Below are 26523 nucleotides of genomic sequence, written 5' to 3'. Positions count from 1 at the left end.
AGTTCACTGTCGCGGTTTGGCATGCATGGTCCTGACTGCGTTGGAGATCATGTATGTTCGTTCTTCATGTCGCACTTCAAGGGTGCCTTCGCGGAAACAATGTCGAATATGGCATAACAACCGATACGGGCGGACACATCCGCTACCTTCTCGATCTCGTCTCTGCCTGCACGGCGGAGGTTCCCGAGACGAGGACCGTGATCGCGACCCGGGCCTTCGATGGATTTGGCGAGGCCTACCGCCGGGCCGTAGAGGTCGTCGATCCGAAGACGACCATCCTTCGCTTCCCCACTGACGACCCCGCCTATCTCGCCAAGGAAGATCTTCACAGCGAGATCCAGAGCTTCTCGGACGCGCTGATCGCGCATCTGGAGTCCGCGCAGGAGCGGCCGGATCTGCTGCATGCCCATTATGCCGATGCGGCGGCGGTGGCGGCGGAGGTCAAGGCGCGGCTCAGCATTCCCTTCGTCTTCACCGGACACTCGCTGGGCAAGGTCAAGCAGAAGGCCATGCCGTCCTGCGCCGGCGACCGCGGCTTCAAGGAGCGCATCGCCGCCGAAGAGCTGGCGCTCGACCAGGCTTCGCTGGTCATCGCCTCTTCGCGCGACGAGGCGGAGCTGCAGTACAAGAGCTATCGCAACTATGATCCCGGCCGTATTCGCGTGCTCCCGCCCGGCAGCGACCTGAAGGCGTTTCGCGGCGCGCAGTCCTCGTCCGCCGTCGAGCAGGAGCTGGGCCGCTTTCTTACCGAGCCGGAGAAGCCCGTTCTCCTCGCCATCGCCCGACCGGTGACGAAGAAGAACCTTGCGGGCCTCGTGGAGGCTTACGGCCGCTCCAAGCCGTTGCAGGCGCTCGCCAATCTCGTCATCGTCGCCGGCACGCGCGGGGACATCGATGCGCTCGAGGCGGAGATGGCGGAAAACCTCAAGGAGCTGCTTCAACTGATCGACCGCCACGATCTCTACGGCAAGGTCGCCTATCCGAAGTCGCACCGCAGCGAAGATATCCCGGCCTATTATGCCTATGCCCGCGACCGCCGCGGCATCTTCGTCAATCCTGCGCTGAACGAACCCTTTGGCCTGACCCTGCTCGAAGCCGCGGCCGTCGGCCTGCCGCTTGTCGCCACCGACAGCGGCGGACCGAACGACATCATCGAGACCTGCGGCAACGGCCTTCTGGTCGATCCGCGCGACGCGAACGGCATTGCCGATGCCCTGCTGCAGATCCTGAACGACGACACCCTCTGGGACCGCTTCTCGCAGTACGGGGATGTTGCCGTGCGCACCTACGACTGGTCGCGGCACGTGACGCGATACAGCGAGCTTCTGACAGACCTCGTCCATCCGCCCGAGCCCGCCGTTCAGCGGCCGATCCAGCTCCTGATCAGCGACATCGACAACACGCTCGTCGGTTCGGTCCCCCATCTTCATGCATTCGGGAACTGGCGGCGCGTTCAGGAAAACCTGGCCTTCGGGGTCGCGACGGGTCGGTCCTTCCACAGTGCCATGGCCGTGCTGGAACAGCAGGACGTTCCGCGCCCGGAGGTGATGATCACCTCCGTCGGCTCGGAAATCTACACGCTGGACGAAAACGGCGTGTCCTATGTGCAGGACCACGACTGGCTGCACCAGATCGGCGGCAACTGGCAACGTTCGTCCGTCGAGCGCGTGTTGCGGACGATCAAGGGCGTGACCCCGCAGGCACCGCTGGAACAGCGGGACTTCAAGCTCAGCTATTTCAGCGACGGCACGCATGCCACGATCGAGCGGGTGAAACGGGCCCTGCAGAATGCCGGCCTGCTCGCCTCCGTCATCCACAGCCACAGGCGCTATCTCGATATTCTTCCCATCAAGGCATCCAAGGGCACGGCGGTCGATCACGTGCGCCGCCGCTACGGCCTTGCCCAGACCGCCGTCTTCGTTGCGGGGGATTCCGGCAACGATATCGAGATGCTGCAATCGATCCCGCAGTCGATCATCGTCGCCAACTACTCAGACGATCTCGGCAAGCTTCCTGCCCTCAAGCACTCCTACATTGCCTCGAACACGCATGCCGCCGGTATCATCGAAGGCGTCCTGCATTTTCGTCGCAAGGCGGAGGCTGCATGTCCGCGAGCGTCCTGACGATCGTCCGGGGTCGGATCGACCACCTCCGTGCCCTCATGAGCGGGCTGGCGCGACAGACCGTGGCGCCGCTGGAACTGGTCATTGCCTGGATGCAGCCGCAGCGTGAGCACACGCTGCCGGATCTCCCCTTCCCCGTTCGCCATGTCTTCGTCTCCGGCGACGCTTTGCCGCTCGCGGCCGCGCGGAACAGGGCGGCGGATGCGGCGGCCGGCGAGCATCTCATCTTTCTCGACGTCGACTGCATTCCCTCGCCCACCACCGTCGAGGCCTATGGATCGGCGCTGGCGCAGCGGGACGGCGTCATGCTCGGCGAGGTGCTCTATCTGCCGGGCGGACTGCCTTCCGAAACCTTATCCTTCGACACGCTGCTGCGCGACGGCGTCCTGCACCCCTCGAAGCCCGCCTTCCCTTCGCACGGCATGGCCGAGGAGCCGGACTCCGGCCAGCTCTGGGGCCTCTCCTTCGCGCTGCGGCGGAAAAGCTGGATGCTGCTCGGCGGTATGGACGAGAAGTTCTACGGCTATGGAGGCGAGGAAACCGATCTCGCCCGGCGTGCGGCCGAGGCCGGGCTTCCGACCTTTCGCGTGGGCGGTGCCCGCGCGCTGCATCAGCACCACACGGTCCATATCCCCCCGCTCCAGCACTTCGACGATATTCTGCGCAATGCAGCCCTCTACCGCGCCAAGCATGGCGTCTGGTGCATGGATTACTGGCTCGGCCAGTTCGCCGAACGGGGCCTGATTGCCTGGTCCGCCGACAGGCCGGACATCCGCATCCTTCGTCATCCAGGCACGCAGGAAATCGCCGCCGCCCGCCAGCCCGACACTGTTCTCTTTTCCTGACAGGACCCGCCCCATGAAAAAGCCGATTGCCTTCTTCGTCCATCATCAGGGCCGCGGCCATGCCAACCGCACCATGGCGATCGCCGAACATCTGAGCTCGGACCGGCCGGTCTCGGTCATGACGGCGGCGCCCGAACAGTTTGCCGGCGCCGATCCCCGCATCGAGGTGATCGCGCTTCCCAACATGATCGGCGACACGGTCCCCACCCCGCGCCTCTTCGAGGAGCCGACACCTTCCGTCATGCATTGCGTGCCGCTTGGCCTTTCCTCGATGCGCCACACCATGCGCACCATTCTCGATCACCTGGACGACCGCGATGTCGGCCTCTTCGTGGTGGACGTTTCCTCCGAGATCGGCATGCTCGGCCGGATCGCCAGTGTCCCGACCGTTCAGATCCGCATGCATGGCGATCGCAGCGACATTGGTCATATCGGCTCCTACGAGGCGGCCGTCGGCTTGATTGCGCCCTTTAACGAGCGGCTGGAGCAGGCGGATTACCCGGCCAGGCTGCGCGCCAAGACGACCTATACCGGCGGTCTCTGCACGACGCGCGATCCTGTGCCGAGCCGGGCGGAGGCACGATTGAAGCTTGGGCTTCCGGATGATCAGACCGTGATCCTCGTGCTGACCGGCGGCGGCGGCAGCGGAACGCCGTTCGCACCGCTGACCATGGGCGCCCGCGCCGTCCCGGACGCGCTGTGGCTCGTGGCCGGACCGGTGCACCGGGAGGGGCACGAGACGGATTTTGCAAACCTGCGCGAGCTCGGCTGGGTCAGCAATGTCACCGACCATATCGCCGCCGCCGATATCGTCATCGCATCGGCGGGCGACAATACGGTGCATGAGATCGCCCGCGTCGGCGCCAAGTTCGTCGTCATGCCGGAATGGCGATACTTCGCCGAGCAGCACCGCAAGGCGGACGCGCTTTGCGCGCTCGGCGCTGCTGTGACGGCCCCCGCCTGGCCCGGTGACTATGCGGCCTGGCAGGCGCTTCTCGGCGCTGCCGAGGCTCTGGACCCTGCCGCTCTTCGCGCGCTGCACGACCCAGACGCGGCACGCAACGCGGCCACCTGGCTGGAGAGCCTCGCGGACGAGCTCTGGACCGGTTCGGACGCGGCCGCGCCACGCCTGACGGTGGTCGCTGCCGAATGACGACGCTTCTGACGGTGCTGAAGAGCGGCGGGCGCTATGATGCGGGCTGGGTGGATCGGCTGCACCGCGGCGCGCGGCGGTCGATTGCTGGCCTGGATCGCGTCGTCTGCCTGAGCGACCTGCCGATCGCGGTGCCGGGTGTGGAGCTTATCCCGCTTCGCCACGACTGGCCCGCCTGGTGGGCGAAGTTCGAGGCCTTTCGCCCCGAGGTGAGCGACGATCTGACCATCCTCTGCGACCTCGACACCGTCTTCTGCGGCGATGCCTCGGCGATCACGGACGAGGGGTCGGCGGCAATGGAGGACTATTTTTTGAAAGGCCGGCTTTCAACCGCACTGATGCGCTGGCGCGGCACGGCGTTTGCCGATCTCTATGAAACCTTCAAAGCCGAGCCGCAGCGCTGGATGATGCCGGGGTCCTGCGGCGCCGTGCCGAACTCCGTCCATGGAGACCAGGTCGTCGTCGACCATCTTCTTCGCCGAAGCGGCCGCCTGCCGGATTTCCTCCAGCAGCGCCATCCCGATCTGCTCGACTTCTACGATCCCGAAAAGACCGATCAGGGCCCGATCATCATCTTCATCGGCGACTCCAAGCCGGACAAGGTGCCTCGCGAGCTCCAAACACTCTGGTATGGCGACGATGACGGCACGTTTCCCGGGCAAGCATCACCTGCGCTTGCCTGATTGCTGAAGCCAGACCGCATCGAACACCTGTGCCGGCACTGCCCCTGTCGCTCAGGAAGAGGCGGGCTGCTTGGCCGGCCGCCCTGCCCGCTTGCGCGGTTGGACGCTCGGTTCCCCCTCATCCTCGACAGCCGGCGCCGCCTTGGTGGCTGCCGCCCGTCGTTGGCCGAGCCCTGCCGAGACCGCCAATTCCGAACGGCGTGCAGCATAGGCCGGCGCCGTCATCGGATAATCGGCCGGCAGGCCCCATTTGGCGCGGTAGTCCTCCGCCGTCATTCCATAATGCACCATCAGGTGGCGCTTGAGAGTCTTGAACTTCTTCCCGTCCTCCAGGCAGATCAGATAATCATCCTGGACCGACTTGCGGATCGGGACGGCCGGCACCGGCTTGCTTTCCGGTTCCGGCACAGCGACCGGATTGCCCAGCCCGCTCAGCGCCAGATGCACTTCGCCGATCAGCCCGGTCAACTGTCCCGCCGGCAGCCGATGGCTGGTGACATAGGCACTGACGATGGCAGCGGTCAGCGGGATCAGTGCCTGCTTTGTCTCGGGCTGGTCAGACATAGAGCCTCCATCTTTGAATCACGTGGCGATGCATCATTTAAACAGAAAGATCGATGAAAGGAAGAAATGTCTGGCCACTGAGCAAGGATGGAGTTGTTTTTCCACCACTCGCAAAGCTTTGTTCGAGCAGCAGACGTCCATGCTGCATTGGACAGACCACGGAGATATGAATCGCGCGACCAGTTTCCGCTGGGTTGTGCCATCATCAACGGAAGCACTCGAAATATCGTGATGTGACATTTGCGCTCTGCCATCTCGAGGCCAGTTCAACAGCGGATATTGCCTGAATACCTAAGTCGTGACTTTCGAGCGCGACCTAAAATGCCCCCTGCGCCCTCAAACGTGGAACGACCCAGTCCAGGAAGGCGCGGATCTTCGATGGCAGCGGGTCGAGGGGGCGGTGGAGGGCGTGGACGGGCAGCGGGTCGGGGGCGAAGTCCGGCAGCAGTTCGACGAGTTCGCCGGAGCTTAGCTGGTCGGCGACCTGGTAGGAGAGCACGCGCAGGATGCCGATCCCGGCCACCGCAGCCTGGATCGCCGCATCCGTTGTGTTGACCGAGAGGCGCGGCCGGGGCTCGACGGTGAAGGCGGCACTGTCGCGCCGGTAGCGCCATTCCGGCGCTGTGGCGAACCCCTGGAAGCTGATGCCGTCATGGTGCGCAAGATCGGACGGCTGCGCCGGGACGCCGCGGCGTGCGAGATAGTCGGGGCTGGCGCAGACAACGCGGCGTACGCTGCCGACCCCTGTTGCGATCAGAGCGCTATCGAGGAGATGACCGATCCGAACGGCAACATCGACATGGTCTTCGCTCAGACTGACCTGCTGGTCGACGAGAGCCAGCCGCACGGTGATTTCCGGCTGAGCCTGCATGAAGGCGAGCGTCTGCGGAAGCACATGACGCTCGCCGAAGACGATCGGCGCGGTCACATGCAGCGTCCCGCGCGGGCCGAGGCCGTCGCCGCTCACGTCCCGCTCCGCCGTCTCCACATCGTCCAGGATTCGGCGGGACGCGGCCACATATGCGCGGCCTTCTTCAGTCAGCGAAAGGCCATGCCGCGTCCTGATGACGAGCGGCGCACCGAGGTGCCTTTCGAGCTCGGCAACCTTGCGGCTGACGGTGGCCAGCGGCGCCTTCAACTGCCGTGCGCCGGCCGAAAGGCTGCCGGCATCCACCACGGCGAGCAGGATCGACATCGCTTCCAACCGGTCCATGAACCCTTCCAGTTTTCAGGAGGAACCTTCTCGGATGCCCATGATACCCTATCGGATCCCGAGAGCATAGAGTAAGCGATAGATGACGCATGGAGCGCATCCTGTCTCGATGGAGGACTGACATGACCCACCTGTCCCGTCGCGCTTTTGCCGGCGCTCTTCCCCTCGGCCTGATCGGCGCAGGCGCATTGGTTTCAGGGAGCAGTTTTACCTCTCCTGCCCGTGCGGCAGTTCCGGCCATCGAGAAGCCGGTCGCCGGCATCACGCCGCTTGCGCAGATCCGCATCGGCCGCTTCACCGTGACGGCACTGACCGATGGCTTCGCCGACATGCCCTACGACTTCTTTCCGGGCCGGACGCCGCAGGAGGTGGAAGATGCGGCGAAGCGACAGTTGACGGCGCGCCAGAGCGGTGTCCGCTTCCTCTTCAACCAGTATCTCATCGAAGACGGGCAGCGGCGCGTGCTGATCGATGCCGGGGCCGCGGGTTCGATCGGCAAGACCGGCCAGCTCCCGCAGGCGCTCGGCACGCTCGGGCTGAAGCCGGAGCAGATCGACGCCGTCATCGTCACCCATATGCATCAGGATCACATGGGCGGGCTGGTTGCGGGCGGGAGGCAGGTCTTTCCGGAGGCCGAGATCTTTATCGACCGCCGCGATGTCGCCCACTGGACGGATGCCGGAAAACGGAATGGCGCGCCCGACTACCTCCAGACCAGTTTCCGGATGGCCGAGGAGGTCGTGCGCCTTTATCCGCGGCTGCAGGCCATCGATGGCGAGCGGGACATCATGCCCGGTATCTCGGTCGTCGATCTCACCGGACACACGCCGGGCCATATCGGCGTCCGCGTCGAGGACGCGGGCAAGAGCATGATCATGGTCTCCGACATGATCTTCCCCGTCGTCCACCCCATGGCAACCGATGTCTTCTTTCTCTTCGAGCAGGACCGAGCGGCGGCAAAGGCCATGCGCGACCGGTTCTTTCCCCAGGCCGCAGCCGAAGGCGCGCTGGTCGCCGCCACCCATATGCCGTTCCCCGGGCTCGGCCATCTCGTGCGGGAGGGCGGAGCCTTGCGCTGGCAGGTTGCCGATTGGGCGCTACAGGATTGAGACTGCCCTCGAAAAAAGCCAAGCCGAGGCGCTGCCTTTGCGGGCAACAGGCGGGCGGGCCGCAATGGCGCCGCCCCGGAAAGGATGATTCCGATGCCGTACCATTTTCTGGAAGTCGCCGTGACGCCGAGCGTCAGGGCTGCGCAGGCCGAAATGGGGGCGGAGCAGATCTGGCTCGGCGGTCACGATCGCCCCTCCGACCGGTTCACCGAGAGCGAGATCGGCTTCATCGCCGAGCGCGACAGCTTCTACATGGCATCCGTCTCCGAAACAGGCTGGCCCTATGTGCAGCATCGCGGCGGCAAGGCAGGCTTCCTGGCCGTGCTCGACGAGCAGACGCTGGCCTTCCCCGACTATCGGGGCAACCGGCAATACATCAGCGCCGGCAATTTCTCGACCAATGATCGGGCCTGCCTGTTCCGGATGGATTACCCGCGTCGCGCCCGGCTGAAGATCTACGCCCATGTCGAGCGGCTGACGCTCGATGAGGATCCGGCGCTGACTGCCCGGCTTGCGGATCCAAGCTACCGGGGAAAGCCCGAGAGAATCGTCAAGCTGCGGCTCGAAGCCTTCGACTGGAACTGCCCGCAGCATATCGTTCCCCGCTACACGGAGGCGCAGATCGACGCCGCCGTCCGCCCCTTGCGCGACCGGCTGGAGCAGCTTGAGAGCGAGAACGCAGCGCTGCGGGCAAGGCTTTCCGGGGCCGAGCATTGAGCAGCATGGCTGCAACCGACGAAAAGGCCGGCGCCTGCGCGCCAGCCTCCTCCCCCCCTGGTCCTGTCATCGCGGCAAGCCCCCCGCCGCGCCAGGGTCGTCAGTGGTGGACGATCTCGGTGCCCAGCACCTTCAGGCATTCGCGGATGAAGGCCGCGAGCGCCGTCCAGCCCTTGCCGGACACCATCGTGCCATCGACGAGGGCCTCTGTCGGCGAGAGATCGACATAGGTCCCACCCGCCAGCGTGACCTCGGGCTCGCAGGCCGCCAGCGCGCCGACGCGCTTGCCGCGCACGACGCCATCCACGGCAATCAGGATCTGCACGCCATGGCAGATGGTGAAGATCGGCTTCTGCGCCTCGTGGAAATGCCGGACGATCGCCTGAACGCGCTTGTCCGTGCGGATATATTCCGGGCCTCGGCCGCCGGCGGCATAGACGGCGTGATACTGGTCCAACTGGTTTTCCGCTTCCGAGAAGGTCTTGTTGATCGTGAAGAAGTGGCCGAGCTTTTCCGTGTAGGTCTGGTCGCCCTCGAAATCGTGCAGCGAGGTCTTGATGAGGTCGCCGGCCTTCTTGTCGGGGCAGATGACATGCACAGTGTGGCCCACGGCTTCCATCGCCTGCTGAAAGACGAAAATCTCGTATTCCTCGGTGAATTCACCGGTCAGCATCAGTATCTTCTTGCCTGGCATAAGTTGCTCCTTGCGTCATGATGGTCGGGGGCGGCCTGTGCCGCCCCGTTGGAAATCTCAGAAGGGCGAATCCGGGAAGTAATATTCCTGCGCGTTCTCCTTCGTGATCAGCGGCGCATCGAGCTTGACCGTGCCGCGAACCGGCGCCTGGCCGACCAGATTGGCGACGGTCATGTAGATTGCGGTCTTGATCATGGCCGGCGGATAGGGCGTTTCGACCGGCGTCATGGGATCGCCGTCGATGACCTTCTTGACGATGTCCTTCATGCCGTTGCCGCCGAGCGCCAGCTTGATGTCCTTGCGGCCGGATTCCTTCACCGCTTCGAGAACGCCGAGCAGCATGTCGTCGTCGTTGGCCCAGACGGCGTCGATCTGCGGATATTTCGCCAGGTAATCCTGCATCAGCTTGAAGGCTTCGTCGCTGTTCCAGTTGGCGTACTGGATGTCGAGAACCTTGAGATCGGTGCCCTGGATCGCGTCCTGGAAGCCCTTGATCCGTTCATCGTCGATGACCGTCGGGATGCCGCGCAGGACGACGAGGTTGCCCTTCCCGCCCAGCTTGTCGATCATGTATTTCGCGGTGTTGCGGCCGACGGCGATGTTGTCGCCGGCGAGATAGAGATCCTGGATGGACGGATCGTTGAGCCCGCGGTCGACCACCGTGATAAAGGCTCCGGCGTCCTTGACGGCCTGGACCGGGGTCGTCAGTTCTTCGGAAGTGTAGGGCAGGATCACAAGCGCATCGAGCTTGCGGCCGGCGGAGAGATCCTCGAGCGCGCTGACCTGTGCCGTCGCCGACGGCGAGGTCTTCACCACCACCTCGACATCCGGAAAGGCCGCGTTGACCTCCTTGGCCGCCGCCTGGGCGTGATAGACGATGCCCGCCGTCCAGCCATGGTCGGCCGCGGGGATCGACACTGCGACCACCTTCTTCTCCGCGGCCAGCGCCTGGCCGGCCATGATCAGTGATGTGACGGCCAGGGCCGCCAGTCTTTTTTTCGTCAGCATGCGTTCCTCCCAAAATGGACCTTTAAAACTCCTCCGCCGGTCCGATGGCGGGTTACTTTGAAAACCTCTGAATGAGCATGGCGATGATGATGATCACGCCCTGAACGCCCGCCACGAGGTATTCCGAGACGAGATCCGACAGCACCATCAGATTGGCGATCAGTTCGAGGATCACGGCGCCGGCCACGGTTCCCCAGATATGGCCCTTGCCTCCCCGCAAGGCCGTCCCGCCGATCACGACGGCGGTGATCACCTGAAGCTCCCAGAGAACGCCGGTCGTCGGCGTCGCCGCGCCGAGACGCGGCACGTAGCAGATCGCGGCGATCGCCACGCAGACGCCCTGGATCGCGTAGGCCGCGGTGCGCGTGCGGATGACGGAAATGCCGGAGTAGCGGGCAACATCCTCATTCGCACCGACGGCTGCGCATTTGCGTCCGTATTTCATCTTGTAGAGCGCGAAAGAGGCGACGGCAGCCACCGCAAGCGAGATCAGGATCGGGTAGGAAATGCCGCCGACCGTGCCGAAATAGACGGGCCGATAGGCCTCGCGCAGGCTCCGGTCGATCGGGATCGTGCCGCCGTCCGACATATAGGTGATCAGCGCGCGGAAGATCCCCATCGTGCCGAGCGTGGCGATGAACGGTTCGATCTTGCCGACGGTGACGATCAGGCCATTTGCCAGGCCGCAAAGAAGGCCCGTTCCGACCGCGACCGCCATGCCGATCGGGATCGCCCAGGCACCCCAGCCGGGCGCCAGGCTGTTCATGAACAGGATGGTGATGCCGGTGATGAAGGCCGCCATGGAGCCGACGGAGAGATCCAGTCCGCCCGACGAGATGACGAAGGTGGCACCGACCGCAATGATCGCGATGAAGGCGCTGCGGGTGATCACATTGGCAAGGTTCGTGCCGGACAGGAAATCCGGATTGATGCCGAAGCCGATGACGAGCAGGGCGGCGAGCGCCAGAAAGGGTCCGATATCGGCCCAGTTGATCGTCCAGTCGCGCGGTGGGCGCGCAGTGCCCACCTCGGTGATCGCAGTCATGGTGTTCCTCCCTCGGCCGTCGTGCCATCGGTCGTGGCCAGCAGCGCAATCTCGTGTTCCGTCGTCCGCTCGCCCGAAACCTCCCCGGCGATGCGCCCCTCCCGCATCACGAGGATCCGGTCGCAGATGCCGATCAGCTCCTGCATTTCGGACGAGATGACGATGCAGGTCCGCCCCTCCTCGACCAGCGTCTGGATAAAGGCGTAGATCTGCGCCTTGTTGGCGATATCGATACCGCGTGTCGGTTCGTCGATGATGACGACGGAGGGGTTGGTCAGCATGACCTTGGCGAGCAGCAGCTTCTGCTGGTTGCCGCCGGAGAGGTGTCCCGCATCAACCCCGAGGCTCTTCAGCCGGATGTCGTAGGTGCCGACCGCCTCGCCCAAGGCCGCCTGCTCGCGCCGTCGGCGCAGCATGAGGCCGGGGTGGAAGCGGTTGATGGCGGAGAGCGTCAGATTGGGCGCCAGCCGGTCGTGCAGCAGCAGGCCCTTGCCCTTGCGGTCCTCGGTCAGGTAGCCGATGCCGGCATCCATCGCGGCACGCGGGCTGCGGATTTCGAGCGGCTGGCCGCGCAGCAGAACGCGGCCCGACGCCGCGCGCAAACCGGTGATGCCTTCGAAGAGCTCGGTCCGCCCAGCGCCGATCATTCCGGCGAAGCCGAGAATCTCGCCCATCCGCGCCGAAAACGAAATGTCCTTCGCGTAGCCGGGAACGGTGAACTGCCGGACTTCGAGCAGGGTTTCGCCGAGACTCTTCGCCCGCCGCTCCGGATACATGGCCGCCAGGTCGCGGCCGACCATCAGCTTGGCCATGTCCAGCTGCGACAGGCCTTCGGCCGGATAGGTGCCGATCATCGTGCCGTCCCGCAGCACCGTCACCTTGTCGGCGAGACGCTGGACCTCGTCCAGCCGGTGGCTGATATAAAGCACGGCGATACCGCGCGCCTTGAGCTGGGCAATGATCGAGAGGAGCCGTTCGACCTCCCCGCCCGTCAGCACCGCCGTCGGCTCATCGAAGATCACCAGCCGGTAGTCGTCGAGCAGCGCCCGGGCAATCTGCACCAGTTGCCGGTCGGCGAGCGGGATATCGCGCACGAGCGCGTTGGGCGAGACGAAGCAGCCGAGTTCGGCGAGCTTCTCGGTCGCGAGGCGGCGCATGGTGCGGTCGTCGACGATCGCGCCCCGCATCAGCTCACGGCCGAGAAACAGGTTCTCTGCAACGGTCAGTCCGTCGGCGAGCAAAATCTCCTGATGGACAAGGACGATCCCCGCCTTCTGCGCCTGCTCCGGCTTGGCGAAGGCGATCGGCTGGCCTTCCATGACGAGCGTGCCGGTGGTGGGCGCCGCGTAGCCGGCGAGAAGCCGCATGAAGGTGGACTTGCCCGCACCGTTCTCGCCGATGACGGCATGCACTTCGCCGGGAAAGATGTCGAGACTGACATCGGACAGAACGGTGACGGTGTCATAGGCCTTGCTCAGGCCCTCGGCGCGCAACACCGGCAGCGCAGGCTGCGGCCTCGTGATCGGAGCCTGCACGGCCGGCTCGCGGGCGACAATCGACAGAGTGGACATCGGCCGCCCTCAGTCGAAGGCCGGCAGAAGCCGATCCCGCGAGTGTTCGATATGGGCGCGCATCGCCTGCTCGGCCGCCTTCGGATCGCCCGCCGCAAAAGCCTCGAGCAGGGCTTGGTGCTCGTCCAGAGCCTCCTCGGTGACGCGGGAATGGAACATCAGCCGGAAGATGTGGAAATGGGTGTGCTGATGATTGAGCGTTTCCCGGATGAGTTCATTGCCGGCGAGCTGCATGACCATGTCGTGGAAAATCGCGTCCTGGCGGGCGAAGGTCGAATAGCGCACCCGGTCGTCCGCGCTGCCTCGCCCCATCACCCCGGCCGCGTCCTTCAGGGCCGCCAGGCTCTCCTCCGTCATGACCTTCGCGGCCCCGGCCGCGCCGTTCGGCTCGAGAAGCAGGCGCAGAGCATAGAGTTCGTCGAAGCGTCGGCGGGTGATCTGCGGTGCAGCGCTGTAGCCGATCAGATGGGTCTTGATGACCAGCCCCTCGCCCTCGAGCCGGCCGAGCGCCTCGCGGATCGGCGTATGGGAGACGCTGAACTCCTTGACCAGATTGTCGACCGTGATGCGAGCGCCGGGCGCGATCTTGAGCGACATGAGCTGCGCGAAGATCGCGTCATAGACGTCACCGGCCAGGCTGGTCGATCTCTGGATCGGAGAGCCGAGTGCGGGTTCGGACTGCCGGGAAATTCTGTTCTGCATGAGTTTGCCCCTTGACATGATCAAGCGCTATCACGATGCTCCGGCACATGCAATCCTATATCCTATACGATTTTATATCCGGTAACGCAGCAGTGATGAGACAGTTGGATCAGGTGGATCTTTTCGGCAGGCGGCGGAATGCCGTTTTCCGGTTCGCCAGCTGCAAGCCTCTCGCGCCCTCGCTCCCTCTAAGGACACCAGAATGACCCAGTTCGCCGCGATCCGGCTGCCGCATGAAATCCTGTTCGGGAAAGGCCAGCGCCACGCCCTGCCGGCAGTCGCCTCGCGCCTCGGCCGGAGGGCGCTGGTCTGCACCGACCGCCGCTTCGCCGAGATCCAGGTGTTCCAGGAGATGATGGATGCCCTTCGCGCCGCCTCCGTCGAGGTCTTCGTGCATGACGGCGTCCTGCCCGACGTGCCGCGCGAGAGCGTTGCCGCCTGCTTGGAAGACGCGCGGGCCTTCGGGCCGGAAATGGTGATCGGGCTTGGCGGCGGAAGCTGCCTGGACATGGCGAAATGCGCCGCCCTGCTTCTCAGCCACGGCGGCCGGCTGCAGGATTACTATGGTGAGTTCAAGGTGCCGGGGCCTGTGCTGCCGGTCATCGCCGTTCCGACGACGGCCGGAACAGGGTCCGAGGTGACGCCAGTGGCGGTCATTACCGATCCTGACCGGACGCTGAAGGTCGGCATTTCCAGCCCGCATCTGATCGCCACGGCCGCACTCTGCGATCCCGAGCTGACCATGACCTGCCCGCCCGGCCTGACCGCCGTCGCCGGCGCTGACGCACTGACCCATGCGATCGAGGCTTTCACCGCCGCGAGGCGCAGCGCCGATCCGCTGCTTGCCCAGAACCATGTCTTCATCGGCAAGAGCGCGCTGACCGATCATTTCGCGCTTCTCGCCATCAAGCTCCTCGGGCGCAGCCTTGAAAAGGCCTATGCCGACGGCACCGACGAGGAGGCGCGGGCCGATGTCATGATGGGCGCGCTCGCCGCCGGCTGTGCCTTCGGCACGGCGGGCACGGCGGCGGCGCATGCGATCCAGTATCCGGCCGGCGCGTTGACGCATACGGCGCATGGCCAGGGCGTTGCCACCCTTCTCCCCTATGTCATGAGCTACAACAGACGTGCGGCCGCGCCGGAGCTGGCCGAAGTCGCGATCGCTCTCGGTCTTCCGTCCGCCGGCCGCTCCACCCTCGACATGGCGCAGGCCGCGATCGAGGAAGTTCAGCGCATCTTCGCGGCGATCGGCATCACCACCACGCTCCAGTCGCTCGGCCTTGCCGCCGATCAACTGGAGTGGACCGCCGAACAGGCCATCGGCATCGACCGCCTCATCAAGAACAACCCGCGCGCCTTCGATCTCGACGCCATGAAGCGGTTGGTGACGGCCGCCTACAACGGCGACATCGCCGCCAGCGCACTCTAATCAGGACGATTGACCATGACCCTCGCCCATGCCCGTCTCCAGGCCGACCACGCCTTGCCCGACCTTGCCGCTGCGTCGCGCGGTCTCTTCATCGGCGGGCAATGGACCCCGTCCAGCACGGGCCGCGCGATCGCCGTCGTCGATCCCTCGACGGAAGCCGTGCTCGCTCACGTAGCGGATGCGGGCCCGGACGAGGTGGCCAAAGCCGTGGAGGCCGCTGCCTTGGCAGCGCCTCTCTGGCGCGACACCCCGCCCCGCAAGCGATCGGAAATCCTGCGTCGCTGCTTCGAACTGATGGTCGAGCGGGCCGAGATGCTGGCGCAGCTGATCTCGATGGAAAACGGCAAGGCGCTCAAGGACGCGCGCGGCGAGGTCGCCTATGCCGCCGAGTTCTTCCGCTGGAACGCGGAAGAGGCGGTGCGCATCAGCGGCGAGTTCGCGCTTGCCCCGGCCGGCACGAACAGGATCATCGTCGATTACCAGCCGATCGGCATCTGCCTGCTGATCACGCCCTGGAACTTCCCGGCCGCCATGGCGACCCGCAAGATCGCGCCGGCCCTTGCCGCCGGTTGCACGGTCATCCTGAAGCCGGCAAGCGAAACGCCGCTGACCGCCTATGCGCTGGCCGCGCTTTATGAAGAGGCGGGCGTGCCGGCCGGCGTCGTCAACGTGCTGACGACGAGCGATCCGGGCAGCATGACCGCCGCCATCCTGGCCGATCCGCGCGTGCGCAAACTCTCCTTCACCGGCTCCACCGGCGTCGGCCGCGCGCTCTTGGCCGAAGCGTCGAAGCATGTCATTTCCTGTTCGATGGAACTTGGCGGCAACGCGCCCTTCATCGTGTTCGACGATGCGGACCTGGAGGCCGCACTCGATGGAGCGATGATCGCCAAGATGCGCAATGCCGGCGAGGCCTGCACGGCCGCAAACCGCATTTTCGTCCAGGACGGCATCTATGACGCCTTCGCCGCTGCCCTGACCCGCCGGATGCAGGCGCTCTCAATCGGCGCCGGCGCCTCCGAGCAGACGGAGTGTGGACCGATGATCACACGCAAGGCGGTGGAGAAGATCGATCGGCTGGTGGAGGATGCCAGGCAGAGGGGCGCAAGGGCGCTGTGCGGCGGCGCGCCTTCGGATGGAGCCGGTTTCTTCTATCCGCCGACGGTGCTTGTCGATGTCGACCGGGAGTCGCTGATGGCGCGCGAGGAGATCTTCGGTCCGGTCGCGCCGCTCTATCGCTTCACCGACGAGTCCGAGGTGATCGATCTCGCCAACGACACGGAATACGGGCTGGCCGCCTATATCTACACCCGCGATGTCGGGCGGGGCCTGCGGGTTTCCTCCCGCGTCGATGCCGGCATGATCGGGCTCAATCGCGGCCTCGTGTCCGATCCGGCCGCCCCCTTCGGTGGCGTCAAGCAGAGCGGCCTCGGCCGCGAGGGGGGCCAGCACCATGGCATCGCCGAGTTCATGGAAGCCAAATATATCGCGACCAGCTTCTGAGCCCGGCCGTGCAGCCTGATCCGTTCCACATCCGCAGCCACGTCGCCGACTTCGACGCCATCGTCGACGAGATACGCCGGCGAAGCGCGGCGGCGCGGCAAGCGGTGCCGATGGTCGCAGACCTTGCCTATGGACCCGGTGAGGCCGAGACGGTCGACCTGTTCTTTCCGCCCGGGCCGAGACAAGGACTGCCGGTCCACCTCTTCATCCACGGCGGCTATTGGCGGATGTTCTCGAAGCGAGACTACGCGATGATGGCCGAGAGCATCACTGCGGCCGGCGCCATCGCCGTGATTCTCGATTACGCCTTGATGCCCGGCGAAAGGCTTGCCACGCTCGTCAGCCAGACGCGAAACGCGGCGGACTGGATCCGCGCGCACATCGCCGATTTCGGCGGCGACCCGGCGCGCCTGAGCGTCAGCGGCCATTCCGCCGGGGCGCATCTCGCGACCTTCCTCCTCCATGCGGAGCAGGAGCGACCGGCTTTCCGGAACGCGCTCCTCCTCGGCGGTCTCTATGATCTCAAACCGCTGCAGCATTCCTTTCTGCAAGAGGAAATCGGCCTGACGGATGAGGAGGTCGCGCGTTTCACGCCCTTGACGCAGGACCATGATCCGACCTGCCGCACCACCATTCTTGTCGGCGGCGACGAGACGGCGCCTTTTCATGATCAGGCGAACCGCTTCGCCGATCACCTTCGCACCCAGGGGCTGGCCGTGCAGGCACAGACCATCGCGGGCGAAAACCATATGAGCAGCGTGCTGAAGCTCGGCATTCCGGGCAATGCGCTCAGCCGGGCTCTGCAGGGGATGATCGCCCGGACCTGAAGAGGCGTTCCCCATGTCGGTGTGAGGCACAGCCTCGCCTTGCAAGGTCCGGCCGTCAGCCCCCTGCCTGGCCGCCTACCACCGTTCGGTTCCGGGCGTCCCCTTGAAGGGGCCGGCGAGCGTAGAGGTGATCCAGCCGCCATAGAACTGTCCGGCCTGTGGAATAACGATCTCCCCATCCACAAGACATTGGTCCATGTGCTGCGGGTAGAAGGCGATATAGTCGCGGATCGCCTCGAAATCGGGTGTCGGCCGGGGATAGGACCAGGCGGCATTCCGGCTCGTCTTGCCGTGCGAGACGACATCGAAATAGCGCGCCTGCCCCTTCCATTCGCAGAAGGAGGTGCTGCTGCTCTCCCGCAGGCAGGTCAGGTCGACGTCCGTCGGCGGGAAATAATAGGTCGGCGGGTGGCTGGTTTCGATTGTCCTGATTCCGGCCGACGTTTCGGCCAGCACACGTCCGTCGAAGATGATCTTGAGATGATTGCGCACCGGCTGAGCGATGCTTGGTCGTGGAAACGACCAGACGCTTTCCTGCCCAGGCTGGCAGGGATCGGGAACGGGATGCGGAAGCTGGGCCATGCTCTCCTCCTCTTGTCCGGAACATGATGCGGGCTCGCGACTTTGCAAGATGGGTGGCAGGTCGAAGCCGCGCAGGCGGCGCTACAGTCGGCCCGGCGCTGGCCCGCTGATCCAGAACGTCGGTGCCGCCGTACCCTTCATGATCGCGGTGCCGAGGGCACTCTGCCTGGCTGGATGGCGTGACCTGCAAAGAGACTGGCGAACATGACGCATGTGACGGTGTTTTTCGATGGAAGCTGCCCGCTCTGCCGCCGCGAGATCGCCATGATGCGGCGGCTCGATCGTCGGCGCGCCATCGCGTTCGTGGACGTGGCGAACGGCGACGCTTCCTGTCCGATCGATCGGGCCGAGCTCCTCGCCCGCTTCCATGCCCTGGAGAAGGGAACCTTGCTTTCCGGCGCCCGCGCCTTCGCGGCCATGTGGCGCGCCATCCCTCTTCTCCGCCCGCTGGGCCTGATCGCCGATCTGCCGGTCTTCCGCCCGCTGTTCGAGGCCGGCTACCGGGTCTTCCTCCGGCTTCGCCCGCGCCTGCAGAGGCTTTTCGCATGAGCGGCCCCGACCGCGCGCGGAAGGTGCCGGGCACGCGGCTCGGCCGGCTGGCCGCTCTTGGCCAGATCGCCGGCGGCATTGCCGTCGGCATGGCAGCGGAGGGAGCGAGCCGGCTTGCCAGGGGCGAGCGCCCGCATCTGCGGGACCTGATCCTGACGCCGTCCAATGCGCGCAAGACCGCCGAGCAGCTGTCGCGCATGCGCGGTGCCGCGATGAAGCTCGGACAGATGATCTCGCTGGAGCCGGACGAGCTGCTACCGCCCGAGATCCAGGCGATCTTCGCGCAGCTGCGCAACAGCGCGCATACTATGCCGGCGCATCAGCTTGTCGCCACTCTCGCGCGCGGCTGGGGGCACGACTGGCGTCAGCGATTCCAGACCTTCGACATGAAGCCGATGGCCGCAGCCTCCATCGGCCAGGTGCATCGCGCTGTGCTTGCCGATGGCCGCCCGCTCGCCGTCAAGGTCCAGTTTCCCGGCATCGCGGCAAGCATCGACTCCGACATCAACAATGTCGCCACACTCCTCAGGATGACGTCCTTTGTCCCGCCGCAGCTCGACATCACCCCCCACTTGCGCGAAGCCGAGCGGCAGCTGCATGAGGAGGCCGACTACCTGCGCGAGGCCGAGCAGATGCGCGCATTCGCCGCCCTGCTCCAGAACGACTCCCGCTTCGTTATGCCCACCCCGATCGACGATCTTCTGACGCCGAACATTCTGCCGATGAGTTTCGCCGAGGGCCGGCCGCTCGAAACACTCGCCTCGGCCTCGCAGGACGCGCGCGATCGGGCGATGACGGCGCTTGCCGATCTGACGCTGAAAGAACTCTTCGTCTTCGGTCGCATGCAGACCGATCCCAATTTCGCGAACTATCTTTGGCGGCCGGAGGACGGACGGATCGTGCTGCTCGACTTCGGCGCTGTTCGCCCCGTTGCGCCGGAGAGCGCTGCGTCCTATCGCCGCCTGCTTCACGCTGCGATGCAGGGGGAGGTGCGCGCGGTCCGCGATGCCCTGCGCCATCTCGGCTTCCTCTCGCCGGCGCAGGACCGCGTCCACGACGCTCTGCTCGCCAGCATCGTCGGCATTGCACTCGAGCAATTTCTCCATGCGCCAAACGGCCTCGTCGATTTCGGCGATCGCGGCGCTCTTGCCGATGCGCGCGAGCGGGCGCTGCCGCTCTTTTCGGATCGGTCGATGCTCAGCCTGCCCGCGCCCGATCTTCTGTTCCTGCAGCGCAAGATCGGCGGCCTGGCGCTCCTCGCCGTGAAGCTGCAGGCGCGCCTGCCGCTTCCCGCCCTGCTGCGCGCCTACGCCTGAGGCATCGAGCGTCCCCGTCCTCGCGCGGCGTGGAGACGGAGAGGGTCCGAGACACGATCAGACCTTCGTCCGTCTTCCGACCGGCGTTTCGTTAGCCTAGAATGACGCATGGCGCGAAGGCAGCGGGCGATGAGTGAGGGACAAGACGGGGCGCGGTCTGCCGGGCAGAGCCCCAGCCTGGCGCGGCAATTCGTGCTTGCCGCGGCCCTCGTTCTTCTCTTCGGCATGGGGGCGATCGGCTTCTGGGTCAGCACCCGCATCGAGGAAGCGGTGACGCACAATGCGGCGGCGGCAACCGCGCTCTATGTCGACAGCATCATCGCGCCTCTCACCCAGGACATGGCGCAATCGCACGAACTGACGGAGGGCGCCAAGCTTGCCCTGCGCGAGACGCTGAGCCAGGGCGTGCTCAGCCAGAAGATGTTCTCCTTCAAGATCTGGACGCCGGACGGTACGATCGTCTTCAGCAACGAAGAGAGCTTGGTCGGCAAACGCTTCCCCATGACGGAAGGCCTGTCGGAAGCGGGAGCGGGGCGGATCCACGCCGAGTTCGAACATCTGGACGAGGAAGAAAATCGGCTGGAAAGCCAGAGCGGGATTCCGCTTCTGGAGATCTACAGCCCCATCCGCGAGCCATGGTCAGGCCGCATCATCGCCGTCGCGGAGTTTTATGAGGCGGCTCAGGATCTGCGGCGGGAGCTCAACCTCGCCCAGTTGCAGAGCTGGCTGGTCGTCGCCACGGTGACGATCGCCATGCTTGCCATGCTCTATGGCATCGTGGCGCGCGGCAGCCGCCTGATCGTCTCGCAGCGCGCCGAACTCAACGACAAGGTCGAAACGCTTTCGACGCTGCTTAAGCAGAACGCCGCGCTGCACGGCCGCGTGGAGCAGGCGACGCGCCGCTCCGCAGATCTGAACGAACGTTACCTTCGCCGAATTTCGGCGGAGCTCCATGATGGGCCAGCGCAGCTCCTCGCCTTCGCCTCGCTTCGCCTCGGCGCTGTGGCGGAGGGCCAGGCGGAACCGGGCGAAGCCGAACGGGTGAAGGATGCGCTGACCGAGGCGATGCGCGATATCCGCAACATCTGCCGCGGCCTGACCCTTCCCGAGCTGGCCGGCCTGTCGACGGCCGAGACGATTGAGCGCGCCGTTTCCGCGCATGAGACACGCACCGGCACACCCGTCGCGCTGCAACGACCCGCCACCCTGCCCGTTCTTTCCCAGGCCGAAAAGATCTGCACCTATCGCTTCCTGCAGGAGGCGCTGAACAATGCGGCCCACCACGCCGAGGGCAAGCGCCAGACGGTCAGGGTCGAAACAAGGCAAGAGGATCTTGCCGTGACGGTTGCCGACGAGGGACCCGGCTTCGACCCGTCGCAACCCGGCGAGGGCCTGGGCCTGATCGGGCTCAAGGAACGGATCGCCACGCTCGGCGGCCGGCTGGAGATCGACGCGGCGCCGGGACAGGGCGCGCGGCTGACCATGCATCTGCCAAGGAAAAGCTCATGACCGACACCAAGATCCGCATCCTCGTCGTCGACGATCATCCTCTGTTCCGGGAAGGCGTGGCCCGCAGCCTGTCCGGCCAGCCGGACTTCGAGGTCTGCGGCGAAGGCGCTTCGGCGGAGGATGCCGTGCGTCTCGACCGGGCGATGAAGCCCGATGTCGTCCTGCTCGATCTGTCGATGCCGGGCGGCGGCCATAGCGCGCTCGCCGCCATCCGGGATCAGTCGCCGGACGCAAAGGTCCTTGTCCTGACCGCCTCCGAAGATGATGACGACGTTTTACGGGCGCTCAAAAGCGGCGCGCGCGGCTACGTCCTCAAGGGCGTCGGAGCCGCCGCGCTGGTGGAGGTCGTCCGCGGCGCGATGAACGGCGAAAGCTACGTCTCGCCGACGCTCGCAGCCCGGATCCTGACCGAGCTGCGCACGGAGGGCCCGCGCTCCCCGGAACGGGCGGAGGAGACCACCGATCCGTTGCAGACGCTCACCCGCCGGGAGGAAGAGATTTTGCGACTGGTTGCCAGCGGCAACAGCAACAAGGAAGTGGCACGCCGGATCGACCTGCAGGAAAAGACGATCAAGCACCACATGACGCGCATCCTGCAAAAGCTGAACGTCCGCAACCGGACCGAGGCTGCGATCCTGCTCAAGGAGTCCCGCAAGGCGTAATTCTGCGGTGAAAGAAAACCTAGCCCTCGGCCTACGACCCGATTGGTGTGAGCACCTTAGCTGAAGACGACGCGGTTGCGTCCGGTTTTCTTAGCTTTGTAGAGGCTTTGGTCGGCACGTTGGAAAGCACTGTCGAACGGTTCGTCCTCTTGCCATGTCGAGACGCCGAAGCTCGCGGTCACCCTCAGCTCGGCAGCAACGGTCGACCAGTCGTAGCGTTCGATCGCCGAGCGCCACGACTCCACGCGCTCGAGAGAGGCGATGCTCTTGAGAAGGACGACGAACTCCTCCCCGCCAAACCGGAACAGGCTGTCGGCCCGGCGGATGCGGCTGTCGAGGATCCGGGCAACCAGGGCAATGACCTCGTCCCCCACCTGATGAGAGAAGAGATCGTTGACGGCCTTGAAATGATCGATGTCGACAACCACCAGAAGATGGGTGTCACGTTCGCTCTCGGCCGACAGCTGCTCCACCACCTCCATCAGCGCGCGGCGATTGCCGACAGCTGTAAGCGGATCCGTCCGTGCCATTCGTGTCATGCGCGCATGATCATCGGCGAGCTCGCTGTTGCGCTGCTGCAGCGCAACGGCCTTCTCCCGTGCCCGATGCGCCTGCCGGCGCGCCTCCTCGGCATGTCCGACGACATCTGCAATTTCGCTGCGCAACGACAGGATCGTCGCCTGGGACCGCTCCAAGGCCGCAAGGTGAGCGCGATAATCCGCGCAGGCCGCCGCAAAGTCGCCCGCCTTCTCGTTGATCTCGGCCGAGACGACATACCAGCGCAGATCTGGCGCATTGCCCTGGCCAATGTCGGACGATGGCGCGACAAGCTCGAGAATGCGCCGCGCGCGCTCAGGCCTGCTAGAGCGGCCGAGTTCGAGGGCAGCCCATCGGATGACCGCCTGAATCATCAGCGAGCCGGCATCCGCATAGGAACCGCGGTCGCTGCCGGCCAGCATCGCCTCACCCTCCGGGTCGTCCCTGGCCAGAAGCAGCAGGCAGAGCGAACGCGCCACCTGGACCAAGGCAACCGAGGCGGGCGCGGCGTCTCTGGCGACCCGCAGGCTCTCCTCCGTCATCGTCAGCGCATCCTCGATCCCGGCAAGGTCGGGCACAGCTGTGCGCATCGCGGCCATCATCCGATCGACGGCAACGAGCGTCAGGATCACACAGCTGTAACAGGTCCGAAACGGCTTCAGGACATCGTCCGGAATGCGCTCCCGCGTCTCTCGGAAGATCGACGCGAACGCGTCCGCATCCGCCGCCCGGTCCAGTTTGATGAGCAGTTCGAGGTAGTTGCCGAAGACGCGACCCTTGATGACGGGGTCGTCCGAAAGCGTGGTGTCCAGGGTGGCGATGGCTTCCTCGTAGTATCGGATGGCCCGCACATAATCCCCGACGTTGCCGAGGCTTGAGGCAAACGCACCGAGGAACCCCGCCACCTGCGACCGATCGGTGCAGAGTGGCAGACCATCGACCTCCTCGGCCATGATCCGCACCGCATCCGCATAAAGCCCCCGGTTGGCGTAGCTGCCGGCGATCAGCACCGTCCCCTCGATAACTGCGGCATGGTCAAGCCCGGCGCGCGCAATCCACCGGCCCTTTTCGCCTGCGGCGACCACCTGCTCGACGGGCGCTTCCAGGTCGTCCAGCCGACAACACTCCGCAAACCACTCGCGCGCCGTCCAGGCGGAACGGTCGTCGCTGGCACCGGAGGCGCTGGACATCGGCGGTTCGGATGTCAGATGGCAAGGGTATTCGGTGAGGTCTAAACTGAGCATAGCCGCGTCACGGTCCCATGTTTTGACTCTTTCTACATTAGACTTCTCAACAATTTGTTTAGGATAAGCCGACGTCTTTACGAGCGAGATCATCAACCGGCGGGCAGATCTTTGAATGGAGCGCGATGGCGGCAGGTCCGCGTCTCGGAAACACTAAGCTCAGAACCGCAGATAATCGCGAAGGGTCACCGGTCGGCGGATGACGAGGCGTCCGGCGGGATCGAAGACCTCGTAGCTTCCATTCTCGATGCGCTCGCGCCAGCCGCCCTTGTAGGAGCGGCTTTCCTGCGTCTGGTCGTCGTTTCGGTCGCGCTCCCGCCCGTCATCGCCGCGATCGCTGTCACTGCGACCTGATTTCCCCGGGCCGTGATCCTCATCGTCGCGAGAGCCAGACCCACCCCGATCCGAGTGCCCATCCGATCTCCCGTTCGATCCTCCACCATGATCACCGCCACGACCGCCGCCGCTCCCGTCGCTGCCCCCGCCCCCGTGGCCGCTGCCCTTGTCCGCCAGTGCTGCGCGCGGCCCTGGCAGCACACAGGTGAGGACAAGCAGGCTGAGGATGACAAAGCGGAGGACATGCTGGACCATTCGTCGATCTTCGATCCAAGGCGCCACAATCCTGGCCGCCCGCTGAATGAAAAGGATATCTCCTCCGCGAGAGTGCCCGCGGAGAAGAGTTTCGAAGCCTGAGAAGCCCGCGTTTACGCCTGTTTCAAGCCGCGCTTCGGTCTACCCTTGCTCTTCTCGCCGAATCTTCGGCGCTCGTGCGATCAGGCGCGATCGTCGCTGCCGCGGCCGCGGCGGTTGCCGCGATCATCGCCCGGCGCATCGTCCCGGCCGCGGCCATGGCGGATATGGCCTGGCGCATCGTCCTGTCCCCGTCCCTTGCGGACATGGCCCGGCTTGTCGTCAGCGCCGCGGCGGGCAAGCTCCACAGGAACCGGAGCACCGGCCGCCGCATGCCCGGCCGGATCATCGCGATGACGGCCCTTGCGCGACGCCCCACCACGATCGTCTGCTCCCTTGCGGGCAAGGATCTGAGCGCCAACGGTCATCGTTGAAAGGCTCGGGGTGGTCGACGGCATCAGGGCAGCCTCGGCCGACAGCGCGAACCCGAACATGGCGATGCCCGTGGTGGCGCTCAGAAAAAGATGCTTCGTGGTCATGGTGTCTCTCCTCGCAAGATCCCGTTCGTCGGGACCAGCCGGGACCTGCTCCCGGACTTGACGAGTGAGACCTTGCCGCCTTCCCGTTTCGCGGAAAACGTCCCGCAGACCATTGCGCTGCCAGGTCGGACCATGGTCCGAACCGCTTACAAGGAGAGTGGGACTGTTGGGCAGCAGCGTGAAGCCGAACAGAGCAAAAACAAGAAGTAGCCTGGCTGCTCCGGGTCCCGACCTCCCCTTGAGCAGGCGAGACCGAGGTGACATGGGCGAGCCGTTCGCCCTATGCCCGGTCCTGCTCCTTGGAGCGGTCGGTGCGGATCCAGGCGAGTTCTTTGCGACCGCGTAACGTGGCGAGGTACAGGGGGAGCTTGCCGAAGATGTAGGGGACGACCTGCAAGGCCGAGCGGACGGGCAGCACGGTCAGCCCATAGCCGAGCCAGGCGACGATCGTCATTGCGAGGAACCAGAGAAGCGAGGCGCCGAGCAGCAGGACCGGCCCGTGCGACAGACCGAGGGAAACGGTGACGGCCAGGATCGCGAGCATGGAAAGGGTCAAAAGGACGAGGAGCAAGCTCAGCGGTGGAATGACGAGGTCGAGAATGAACAGCACGGCCTTCGGGCGCGCGAGGATGCCCGGCGCCGCCAGATGACGCAGCGCCTTGGCAATCAGCGCCAGGTGCCCGCTTTCCCAGCGCTGACGCTGCGTCGTGCGGCCCTTCTTCGTATGCGGAAAATAGCTGAAGACCCTCGACCCCTCGCAAAATGTCGGCAGGCGGCCCATCTCGGCGAGATCGAGGCCGAGCTTCATGTCCTCGACCAGATTGCCATTGGCGACCGTGGCCTGGTTGATCAGCGGCGTGGGGATCGCCATGGCGCTGCCGGTCAAATGGCAACCGAGCCCGAGCCGGGCCAGCCCGAGCGGGCGCACCTTGTTCTTGATGAGGAAGGCAAGTTCGGCGACGCGCATCTTGATGTCGGCGTCCGGCGGCGCGATCATCAGATTGACACCTTGCACCGCGCCGTTGCGCTGGTGCGAGGCCTCCAGCAAGGCATCGAGCGCGCCTTCTTCGAGCCAGCAATCGGCATCGATAAAGACGACATAGGGGAGATTTGCGAGCGCCATGGTGCGCAGCCCGGCATCGAGTGCATAGCCCTTGCCACGCAAAACGTCATCGAAGCGCTCCACCACTTCGGCGCCGGCGTCGCGGGCAATCTCGGCCGTGCGGTCGCGGCAATTGTCAGCCACCACCAACAGACGGTCTCCCGCACGCATCTGTTTGCGGATGCCCTGAACCGTTTCACGAATCCCACCCTCCTCGTCATGAGCGGGCACGATGATCGCGGCAGCCGGACGCTCGCCGACAGGTTGTTCGGATGAGCGGCGAAGGAAGGACATGGCGATCTCGAGGCCGTAGATCAGGGCCGGAATCGAGATAAGAATGGCCACGACCCAAAGACAGAACAAGATGAAACCCATGACAACCTCCGCAAAATAACGCGCGCAACAACAATTCAAGTAGAAGAATGAAATAAAATACGGCCCACTGAGTCGCCAACCAGCCTGCGATGGGAGGCATGATTCCCGGCCGAGCGAGGCCCTGCAACCCCATCCACCATGCCTGTTTACGGCTTGTTTGACCATAGGGAATGGCGGTAAGGGCGCGATCACTCAAGCGTGAGGAAGTGGGAGCGCGAATCCCCCTGTTTTCGGTGCGCAATCCTCATTTTCCGCTTGTAAAAAATAGTTAATTGGCGTTTCTAGATAAAAC

The 26523-nt window shown here is 65.1% G+C and carries 25 protein-coding genes; 13 read left to right on the top strand and 12 right to left on the bottom strand.

The window, feature by feature from the left end:
• Positions 1–53: 53 nt before the first annotated feature.
• The 4 genes from U8330_RS22210 to U8330_RS22195 are packed head-to-tail and all read left to right on the top strand — an operon-like array spanning position 54 to position 4804.
• Complete coding sequence (locus U8330_RS22210) at positions 54–2123, top strand: HAD-IIB family hydrolase (protein ID WP_323107758.1); 2070 nt, start codon at positions 54–56, stop codon at positions 2121–2123.
• Positions 2105–2968 (top strand): glycosyltransferase family 2 protein, encoded by an 864-nt coding sequence (locus U8330_RS22205; RefSeq protein ID WP_323107757.1) that lies wholly within the window; start codon positions 2105–2107, stop codon positions 2966–2968. The genes U8330_RS22210 and U8330_RS22205 overlap by 19 nt, the downstream gene beginning before the upstream one ends.
• Positions 2969–2981: 13 nt before the next feature.
• Positions 2982–4121: a glycosyltransferase gene (locus U8330_RS22200; RefSeq protein ID WP_323107756.1), complete on the top strand. Its 1140-nt coding sequence runs from the start codon at positions 2982–2984 to the stop codon at positions 4119–4121.
• Positions 4118–4804 carry a hypothetical protein gene (locus U8330_RS22195; protein ID WP_323107755.1) on the top strand — a complete coding sequence of 229 codons (687 nt, stop codon included), beginning with the start codon at positions 4118–4120 and terminating at the stop codon, positions 4802–4804. The genes U8330_RS22200 and U8330_RS22195 overlap by 4 nt, the downstream gene beginning before the upstream one ends.
• A gap of 51 nt (positions 4805–4855) precedes the next feature.
• Here the strand turns inward: U8330_RS22195 and U8330_RS22190 are convergent, their stop codons facing one another.
• Together U8330_RS22190 and U8330_RS22185 are read right to left on the bottom strand one after the other, a co-directional pair.
• Positions 4856–5368: a MucR family transcriptional regulator gene (locus U8330_RS22190; protein ID WP_323107754.1), complete on the bottom strand. Its 513-nt coding sequence runs from the start codon at positions 5366–5368 to the stop codon at positions 4856–4858.
• A gap of 316 nt (positions 5369–5684) precedes the next feature.
• Positions 5685–6581, bottom strand: coding sequence for a LysR family transcriptional regulator (locus U8330_RS22185; protein WP_323107753.1), 897 nt, complete (start codon positions 6579–6581; stop codon positions 5685–5687).
• 122 nt (positions 6582–6703) lie between these two features.
• Here U8330_RS22185 and U8330_RS22180 point away from each other — a divergent pair, with 122 nt between their 5' ends.
• Together U8330_RS22180 and U8330_RS22175 are read left to right on the top strand one after the other, a co-directional pair.
• Positions 6704–7690: an MBL fold metallo-hydrolase gene (locus U8330_RS22180; protein ID WP_323107752.1), complete on the top strand. Its 987-nt coding sequence runs from the start codon at positions 6704–6706 to the stop codon at positions 7688–7690.
• 93 nt (positions 7691–7783) lie between these two features.
• Positions 7784–8407, top strand: a complete 624-nt coding sequence (locus U8330_RS22175; protein WP_323107751.1) for a pyridoxamine 5'-phosphate oxidase family protein — start codon at positions 7784–7786, stop codon at positions 8405–8407.
• A 100-nt stretch (positions 8408–8507) separates the two neighbouring features.
• On the opposite strand, the gene U8330_RS22170 is transcribed toward U8330_RS22175, so the two are convergent.
• From U8330_RS22170 to U8330_RS22150, 5 genes are read right to left on the bottom strand one after another with little or no spacing between them, the layout of a single operon-like run.
• Complete coding sequence (locus tag U8330_RS22170; protein ID WP_323107750.1) at positions 8508–9101, bottom strand: DJ-1/PfpI family protein; 594 nt, start codon at positions 9099–9101, stop codon at positions 8508–8510.
• Between the two features lie 57 nt (positions 9102–9158).
• The gene (locus U8330_RS22165) at positions 9159–10109 is read right to left on the bottom strand and encodes a substrate-binding domain-containing protein (protein WP_323107749.1); all 951 of its coding nucleotides are present in this window, start codon (positions 10107–10109) and stop codon (positions 9159–9161) included.
• Between the two features lie 52 nt (positions 10110–10161).
• Positions 10162–11154, bottom strand: a complete 993-nt coding sequence (locus U8330_RS22160; protein ID WP_323107748.1) for an ABC transporter permease — start codon at positions 11152–11154, stop codon at positions 10162–10164.
• A complete protein-coding gene (locus tag U8330_RS22155) occupies positions 11151–12725 on the bottom strand; it encodes a sugar ABC transporter ATP-binding protein (RefSeq protein WP_323107747.1) in 1575 nt (524 codons plus the stop codon). The genes U8330_RS22160 and U8330_RS22155 overlap by 4 nt, the downstream gene beginning before the upstream one ends.
• A gap of 9 nt (positions 12726–12734) precedes the next feature.
• Positions 12735–13427, bottom strand: coding sequence for a GntR family transcriptional regulator (locus tag U8330_RS22150; protein WP_323107746.1), 693 nt, complete (start codon positions 13425–13427; stop codon positions 12735–12737).
• Positions 13428–13629: 202 nt separating this feature from the next.
• Here U8330_RS22150 and U8330_RS22145 point away from each other — a divergent pair, with 202 nt between their 5' ends.
• From U8330_RS22145 to U8330_RS22135, 3 genes are read left to right on the top strand one after another with little or no spacing between them, the layout of a single operon-like run.
• A complete protein-coding gene (locus U8330_RS22145; protein WP_323107745.1) occupies positions 13630–14856 on the top strand; it encodes an iron-containing alcohol dehydrogenase in 1227 nt (408 codons plus the stop codon).
• A gap of 15 nt (positions 14857–14871) precedes the next feature.
• Positions 14872–16359 carry an NAD-dependent succinate-semialdehyde dehydrogenase gene (locus U8330_RS22140; protein WP_323107744.1) on the top strand — a complete coding sequence of 496 codons (1488 nt, stop codon included), beginning with the start codon at positions 14872–14874 and terminating at the stop codon, positions 16357–16359.
• Between the two features lie 8 nt (positions 16360–16367).
• Positions 16368–17186 carry an alpha/beta hydrolase gene (locus tag U8330_RS22135; RefSeq protein WP_323107743.1) on the top strand — a complete coding sequence of 273 codons (819 nt, stop codon included), beginning with the start codon at positions 16368–16370 and terminating at the stop codon, positions 17184–17186.
• A gap of 75 nt (positions 17187–17261) precedes the next feature.
• Here the strand turns inward: U8330_RS22135 and U8330_RS22130 are convergent, their stop codons facing one another.
• A complete protein-coding gene (locus U8330_RS22130) occupies positions 17262–17768 on the bottom strand; it encodes a DUF427 domain-containing protein (protein WP_323107742.1) in 507 nt (168 codons plus the stop codon).
• 204 nt (positions 17769–17972) lie between these two features.
• Between U8330_RS22130 and U8330_RS22125 the strand changes: the two genes are divergently transcribed.
• The 4 genes from U8330_RS22125 to U8330_RS22110 all read left to right on the top strand — a co-directional run bounded on the left by U8330_RS22125 (position 17973) and on the right by U8330_RS22110 (position 21804).
• A complete protein-coding gene (locus U8330_RS22125) occupies positions 17973–18317 on the top strand; it encodes a DUF393 domain-containing protein (RefSeq protein WP_323107741.1) in 345 nt (114 codons plus the stop codon).
• Positions 18314–19633, top strand: a complete 1320-nt coding sequence (locus tag U8330_RS22120; protein ID WP_323107740.1) for an AarF/ABC1/UbiB kinase family protein — start codon at positions 18314–18316, stop codon at positions 19631–19633. The genes U8330_RS22125 and U8330_RS22120 overlap by 4 nt, the downstream gene beginning before the upstream one ends.
• A gap of 129 nt (positions 19634–19762) precedes the next feature.
• Positions 19763–21142: a sensor histidine kinase gene (locus tag U8330_RS22115; RefSeq protein WP_323107739.1), complete on the top strand. Its 1380-nt coding sequence runs from the start codon at positions 19763–19765 to the stop codon at positions 21140–21142.
• Complete coding sequence (locus tag U8330_RS22110; RefSeq protein ID WP_323107738.1) at positions 21139–21804, top strand: response regulator transcription factor; 666 nt, start codon at positions 21139–21141, stop codon at positions 21802–21804. The genes U8330_RS22115 and U8330_RS22110 overlap by 4 nt, the downstream gene beginning before the upstream one ends.
• Positions 21805–21860: 56 nt before the next feature.
• On the opposite strand, the gene U8330_RS22105 is transcribed toward U8330_RS22110, so the two are convergent.
• The 4 genes from U8330_RS22105 to U8330_RS22090 form a co-directional block, all read right to left on the bottom strand.
• Positions 21861–23678, bottom strand: coding sequence for a GGDEF domain-containing protein (locus tag U8330_RS22105; protein WP_323107799.1), 1818 nt, complete (start codon positions 23676–23678; stop codon positions 21861–21863).
• 66 nt (positions 23679–23744) lie between these two features.
• Positions 23745–24176 (bottom strand): hypothetical protein, encoded by a 432-nt coding sequence (locus U8330_RS22100; protein ID WP_323107737.1) that lies wholly within the window; start codon positions 24174–24176, stop codon positions 23745–23747.
• A 182-nt stretch (positions 24177–24358) separates the two neighbouring features.
• The gene (locus U8330_RS22095) at positions 24359–24754 is read right to left on the bottom strand and encodes a hypothetical protein (protein ID WP_323107736.1); all 396 of its coding nucleotides are present in this window, start codon (positions 24752–24754) and stop codon (positions 24359–24361) included.
• 280 nt (positions 24755–25034) lie between these two features.
• On the bottom strand, positions 25035–26231 hold the full coding sequence (locus U8330_RS22090; RefSeq protein ID WP_323107735.1) for a glycosyltransferase family 2 protein: 1197 nt from the start codon (positions 26229–26231) through the stop codon (positions 25035–25037).
• Positions 26232–26523 lie beyond the last annotated feature (292 nt).

Origin of the sequence: Rhizobium sp. CC-YZS058 (assembly GCF_034720595.1) — a bacterium.
Lineage (GTDB): Bacteria > Pseudomonadota > Alphaproteobacteria > Rhizobiales > Rhizobiaceae > Ferranicluibacter.
The sequence above is the reverse complement of the archived record's forward strand: the minus strand, read 5'-3'. Positions and strand labels throughout refer to the sequence as shown.

Coding starts and splice junctions, on each gene's coding strand:
- U8330_RS22210 (WP_323107758.1), top strand. CDS start 54: ATGTTCGTTCTTCATGTCGCACTTCAAGGGTGCCTTCGCGGAAACAAT.
- U8330_RS22205 (WP_323107757.1), top strand. CDS start 2,105: ATGTCCGCGAGCGTCCTGACGATCGTCCGGGGTCGGATCGACCACCTC.
- U8330_RS22200 (WP_323107756.1), top strand. CDS start 2,982: ATGAAAAAGCCGATTGCCTTCTTCGTCCATCATCAGGGCCGCGGCCAT.
- U8330_RS22195 (WP_323107755.1), top strand. CDS start 4,118: ATGACGACGCTTCTGACGGTGCTGAAGAGCGGCGGGCGCTATGATGCG.
- U8330_RS22190 (WP_323107754.1), bottom strand. CDS start 5,368: ATGTCTGACCAGCCCGAGACAAAGCAGGCACTGATCCCGCTGACCGCT.
- U8330_RS22185 (WP_323107753.1), bottom strand. CDS start 6,581: ATGGACCGGTTGGAAGCGATGTCGATCCTGCTCGCCGTGGTGGATGCC.
- U8330_RS22180 (WP_323107752.1), top strand. CDS start 6,704: ATGACCCACCTGTCCCGTCGCGCTTTTGCCGGCGCTCTTCCCCTCGGC.
- U8330_RS22175 (WP_323107751.1), top strand. CDS start 7,784: ATGCCGTACCATTTTCTGGAAGTCGCCGTGACGCCGAGCGTCAGGGCT.
- U8330_RS22170 (WP_323107750.1), bottom strand. CDS start 9,101: ATGCCAGGCAAGAAGATACTGATGCTGACCGGTGAATTCACCGAGGAA.
- U8330_RS22165 (WP_323107749.1), bottom strand. CDS start 10,109: ATGCTGACGAAAAAAAGACTGGCGGCCCTGGCCGTCACATCACTGATC.
- U8330_RS22160 (WP_323107748.1), bottom strand. CDS start 11,154: ATGACTGCGATCACCGAGGTGGGCACTGCGCGCCCACCGCGCGACTGG.
- U8330_RS22155 (WP_323107747.1), bottom strand. CDS start 12,725: ATGTCCACTCTGTCGATTGTCGCCCGCGAGCCGGCCGTGCAGGCTCCG.
- U8330_RS22150 (WP_323107746.1), bottom strand. CDS start 13,427: ATGCAGAACAGAATTTCCCGGCAGTCCGAACCCGCACTCGGCTCTCCG.
- U8330_RS22145 (WP_323107745.1), top strand. CDS start 13,630: ATGACCCAGTTCGCCGCGATCCGGCTGCCGCATGAAATCCTGTTCGGG.
- U8330_RS22140 (WP_323107744.1), top strand. CDS start 14,872: ATGACCCTCGCCCATGCCCGTCTCCAGGCCGACCACGCCTTGCCCGAC.
- U8330_RS22130 (WP_323107742.1), bottom strand. CDS start 17,768: ATGGCCCAGCTTCCGCATCCCGTTCCCGATCCCTGCCAGCCTGGGCAG.
- U8330_RS22125 (WP_323107741.1), top strand. CDS start 17,973: ATGACGCATGTGACGGTGTTTTTCGATGGAAGCTGCCCGCTCTGCCGC.
- U8330_RS22120 (WP_323107740.1), top strand. CDS start 18,314: ATGAGCGGCCCCGACCGCGCGCGGAAGGTGCCGGGCACGCGGCTCGGC.
- U8330_RS22115 (WP_323107739.1), top strand. CDS start 19,763: ATGAGTGAGGGACAAGACGGGGCGCGGTCTGCCGGGCAGAGCCCCAGC.
- U8330_RS22110 (WP_323107738.1), top strand. CDS start 21,139: ATGACCGACACCAAGATCCGCATCCTCGTCGTCGACGATCATCCTCTG.
- U8330_RS22105 (WP_323107799.1), bottom strand. CDS start 23,678: ATGATCTCGCTCGTAAAGACGTCGGCTTATCCTAAACAAATTGTTGAG.
- U8330_RS22100 (WP_323107737.1), bottom strand. CDS start 24,176: ATGGTCCAGCATGTCCTCCGCTTTGTCATCCTCAGCCTGCTTGTCCTC.
- U8330_RS22095 (WP_323107736.1), bottom strand. CDS start 24,754: ATGACCACGAAGCATCTTTTTCTGAGCGCCACCACGGGCATCGCCATG.
- U8330_RS22090 (WP_323107735.1), bottom strand. CDS start 26,231: ATGGGTTTCATCTTGTTCTGTCTTTGGGTCGTGGCCATTCTTATCTCG.